Genomic DNA, 4103 nt, shown 5'->3' on the forward strand with positions numbered 1-4103 from the left:
AATCTCTAATAACTCTTGTGTTAAGCGGTTAATGTTATTTGGGCCAAAAGGGTCAATCATATTATGGCCAAAGGGGTGAATTCTGTTTGGCCAAAAGGGTCAAAGTAGAGTGGCTTTTCCAACATACAACCGTTCGCCATACATAAGCAATAAGAAATTTGTAAACGGATTTATCTTTACCACATATGAGCCGCTATTCACCGGGGCACATAATTTTAACACTAAAGGCGGAGTGAGCAAGGGATTATGCCACAACCGTTTGGTAATAGGACTGGAGCTGTCTTATTCAAATATATCGGCCGCTACAATGCGCGACGATGCCAAGCAGGATTTCCGGCAGGAGGTATTGACCGCAAATCCATATTTCAAAGGGAGTCTTAACCGTTGGCTTTCGATGAATTATACAATTAACGTAAATGTCAGCACACTGAAGATAAGCAGTCAGTCATCCTCTGACCCCATTTCACTATACCAAACACTATCGTTCACTATCATTCCTGACGATAACTTCCATTTTACACTTGGAGGAGAGCATTATTACACTCGCTTCGGCGACAGTCAGACCAAAGATGCCAACCTCGTGCTTATTGACGCCTCGGCATCATGGCAGATAAACGCCAAAATAAGGTTGGGACTTACAGCCCGCAATCTTCTTGACCGGCAAAATTACCGCTACAGCACATTCGGCTCCTTGTCGCGCACAGACCACATCTACCGCATACGCCCGCGCAACGTGCTGCTCACCGCGCAGTTACACTTCTAAATCAACTGATTCTAAACAAGTTCTAATTCAGCCCAATTTACATATATTATATTTCATATATCGGCAAACTTTAACGATTAATTATGACACAACCATAGCAAAACTTACCCTCTCTTTAACTTTTTTTGTTTTTGAATAAACATTTATGTATCTTGCGCGTCATACTATCATATGTAATATCATAAAACAGTTTTTATTATGAAACTAATCAATCGCACCTTGCCCGCGCTGCTTATTGCCGCAGGCATATTTTTCCTCGGTGTCTTTATTAAAGCGGGCATTGACAACTTCAGCAATCGCGACCGCGTCATAACAGTACGCGGACTTGCAGAAAAAGAGGTAATGGCCAACAAAGTCACTTGGCCCATAGTATGCAAGGAGGTCGGCAACGACTTACCCGCAATATACGATAAAATCACGTCTACCAACAATGCCCTGATTAAATTTCTTACCTCCAACGGCATAACGAAAGAAGAAATATCGGTCAACGCTCCCGACATTGTCGATCTTCAGGCCGAACGTTACGGTAGCCGCGACTTCCAGTACCGCTACAACGTGACGTCAGTCGTAGTTGTTACATCAGGCAACGTTTCCAAAGTAAACGAACTCATCAAACGACAGACTGAACTATTGAAAGAGGGCATAGCCATAACAGCCGGCGACTACAACTACCAGACCATCTACGAATACACCGACCTCAACACAATAAAACCGGGCATGATAGCCGAAGCTACCCACAACGCACGCGAAGCCGCCAACAAGTTTGCCGCCGACTCACACAGCAACATCGGTAAAATAAAGACCGCAACACAAGGCCAGTTCTCTATCGAAAACCGCGACCCCTATACCCCCTACATCAAGAATGTACGTGTCGTATCGTCAATAGTTTTCTATATTGAAGACTGACATCTTAGCCATATAACCAAGATATTTTCTAAGATATTTTTCATAAAATTGCGAAAACTGCAAAGGTAAGTTTTGAAAATACGAAAAATCAACTTATCTTTGCACTCGCAATGCCCGGGTGGCGGAATGGTAGACGCGCTCGTTTCAGGTGCGAGTGCTGCGAGGCGTGCAGGTTCGAGTCCTGTTCCGGGCACCGAAAACCCCTTATAAGTCGTTGACTTGTAAGGGGTTTATAATTTTCACAAAGCACATACAAAGCACTTTGCACCCATAGATACGAAACGCGCCTAACCTCACGGTCGGGCGCGTCCCTCAGTTCACTTATTACGGATTGCTAAAATTTCCTTTTGATATATAGGAAAAGTAGCCACATGAGCGCGGCAATACACACACCCAGCCCTAACCGGGCTAAGGCTGTTTCGTACCATTTTTGCGCCGGGGCCGTTTCTTCGTTGCGTTTCTCGCGCTGTGTTTGGTCGGCTTTAACACCGTTAAGCTGCTCACGGTGTCCGGCGGTTTCTTCGGTCTTGTGACTAATGCCTTTGTCCTGCGCGATTGTCCCTTTGTGCTGTCCCTTTATATTTTTGACACCCTCAAAGGTCACGTTACCTGCGCTGTCGATACTTACTTTGCCGCCACCCTCGATAAACTCGATAACGCCGACACTCTCATAAGTTGCTGCGGTCTTTGTAGTGTCGGTATCGGTCTGTTTGCGGCTGGCTGTGTCGGCTTCCGTCTTGGTGGTGTCGGCATACGACAGGGTGCTATTTTGGTCGATAGCCGTTATAGCCTTATGCGTGCGGCAGGAAAAAAGGCACGCCGCTACGCCCACAGTGGTAATGAGCAATAACCGTTTCATGGCTGGAAAGTGATAGCGTTAAGACGGCGCAGCCAGCCGCGTTTATATTTGTTGTTTACCGGGCGGCTTGCACAAATGCGGTCGATATACGCTTTGCGCTCTGCCTTTATTCGGGTAAAGAACTGCGCCGGGTTCTGTCGGTTGACCGCCGCCAGTGTCTTAGATCCTACCACACCGTCAACGGTAACGCCTAATACCTTTTGGGGTATGGTGATACCATATTTGCCGGAAGCCCAAACCCAATCTACCAATATTTCCGCGATAGATTGGTTAGCTATTTCGTCGGCTCTCCACCTATCCCAAAACATCGTTTTGAGTATATCGAGCCACTGGGCGTATGTCATGCCGCGCAGTCGTTCTACAGTGGGGCGCGGATAACCTTTTCTACGGCAGTATTCTGTGTAGGTTGCTATCGTAACGCCTACCATAGTGGCACCGCCTAAATCGTCGGGGTCATTCGCGTACCCGGTAATCCGGGCCTTTTCAAATAACTTTTCGCCTGTCAGTCCAGCCGGATTTACACCGGCTTCAAACTGGATAATAAAAGGCACTAATTTTTCTACATTTGCCATATTATTAAATATTATTGGGTTAATAATCACTTGGGGGTATTCTGTCCTTACAGCCTCGTTTGTGGCATTTCTTTGCCTCCGCCTCTGTTAGTTTTAGTTCTACTTCGTGGCGGTGGTGTATTTCTTCCAGCCGGGCGTTTTGCTCTGCGCGTAGTTCCTCATATATGCGGTCTATTTTCGCGTCGCGCTCTGCTAACCGTTTTTCCAGCCAGTCAATTTGTCGGCGGTCGTTTTCGTTCTCCTTACTCTCTACGTCGGCTATGTCTTGGCGATCTTGAACTTTGCGCCCACGCCACCATTTAACCAACTCGATAAAGCCCTGTATGCCGCCGATACCGCCTATTATGGTTAATACGTCTGCTGTTTCCATTGCTATGTTTGGTATAATTCGATAATTATTTGGTTGTCTTTATTTCCAACTATTACAGTGTACTGGGCCATAAGCAACCGTAATACTTCCATGTTTAGCGCGTCAGTGCGTAGCACCATGACCGGGCGCGGTTCGGTGTTAGTAATCTCCATTTCTAATGCGTTCTAAGGTTTTGGCGCGTGGCCGGTATTGCTTTTTAACTACTATGCTTCGGTAATCGCCTTTAATGCTTAAAAATTCCATTATGGCAGGTTTGATTTTATTGATTATCCGGCGACGGTTTTTATATTCGTCGTAGTGTCTAAGCAAGCCTAAATAGGAATTAACGCTACTTACTGCCTTTTCGATTTCCTCGATGTTTTTAGCGCGATTAAGTTTAGCCACTGCACCGGCAAAGTTATTTATGCTACGGTTACAGGCATAGGTACGATGGGGTTTGACTACAGCCCCGGTGAACTCTATACCTTTGTGGTAGTGCTGCAAATAAAATTTCTTTTCGTTTATGCGTGGAAAAGCCACTCTACTTTGACCCTTTTGGCCAAACAGAATTTACCCACCTTGGCCATAATATGATTGACCCTTTAAAGTCCTGGTGTTAGGGGTCAATTTTATTTTACCCTTTTAATTCTCTAT

The 4103-nt window shown here is 45.6% G+C and carries 6 protein-coding genes and 1 tRNA gene; 3 read left to right on the plus strand and 4 right to left on the minus strand.

The genetic code is table 11. From position 1 onward, the window contains the following. Nucleotides 1-232 precede the first annotated feature (232 nt). From FW767_RS12775 to FW767_RS12785, 3 genes are all read left to right on the plus strand, one after another. Nucleotides 233-763 carry a TonB-dependent receptor gene (locus FW767_RS12775; RefSeq protein WP_150980712.1) on the plus strand — a complete coding sequence of 177 codons (531 nt, stop codon included), beginning with the start codon at nucleotides 233-235 and terminating at the stop codon, nucleotides 761-763. Nucleotides 764-961: 198 nt separating this feature from the next. Then, the gene (locus tag FW767_RS12780; protein ID WP_121699909.1) at nucleotides 962-1669 is read left to right on the plus strand and encodes an SIMPL domain-containing protein; all 708 of its coding nucleotides are present in this window, start codon (nucleotides 962-964) and stop codon (nucleotides 1667-1669) included. Between the two features lie 112 nt (nucleotides 1670-1781). Then, nucleotides 1782-1862 (plus strand) — tRNA-Leu (locus FW767_RS12785). Between the two features lie 141 nt (nucleotides 1863-2003). Here the strand turns inward: FW767_RS12785 and FW767_RS12790 are convergent. The 4 genes from FW767_RS12790 to FW767_RS13225 form a co-directional block, all read right to left on the minus strand. Beyond that, nucleotides 2004-2528: a hypothetical protein gene (locus FW767_RS12790; protein WP_150980714.1), complete on the minus strand. Its 525-nt coding sequence runs from the start codon at nucleotides 2526-2528 to the stop codon at nucleotides 2004-2006. Beyond that, the gene (locus tag FW767_RS12795; protein ID WP_150980717.1) at nucleotides 2525-3100 is read right to left on the minus strand and encodes a glycoside hydrolase family 108 protein; all 576 of its coding nucleotides are present in this window, start codon (nucleotides 3098-3100) and stop codon (nucleotides 2525-2527) included. The genes FW767_RS12790 and FW767_RS12795 overlap by 4 nt, the downstream gene beginning before the upstream one ends. A 19-nt stretch (nucleotides 3101-3119) precedes the next feature. Then, nucleotides 3120-3470 (minus strand): hypothetical protein, encoded by a 351-nt coding sequence (locus FW767_RS12800; RefSeq protein ID WP_150980720.1) that lies wholly within the window; start codon nucleotides 3468-3470, stop codon nucleotides 3120-3122. A 138-nt stretch (nucleotides 3471-3608) separates the two neighbouring features. Then, nucleotides 3609-3989 (minus strand): hypothetical protein, encoded by a 381-nt coding sequence (locus tag FW767_RS13225; RefSeq protein WP_205523920.1) that lies wholly within the window; start codon nucleotides 3987-3989, stop codon nucleotides 3609-3611. Nucleotides 3990-4103 lie beyond the last annotated feature (114 nt).

The organism is Heminiphilus faecis, assembly GCF_008728965.1.
Taxonomy (GTDB): domain Bacteria; phylum Bacteroidota; class Bacteroidia; order Bacteroidales; family Muribaculaceae; genus Muribaculum; species Muribaculum faecis.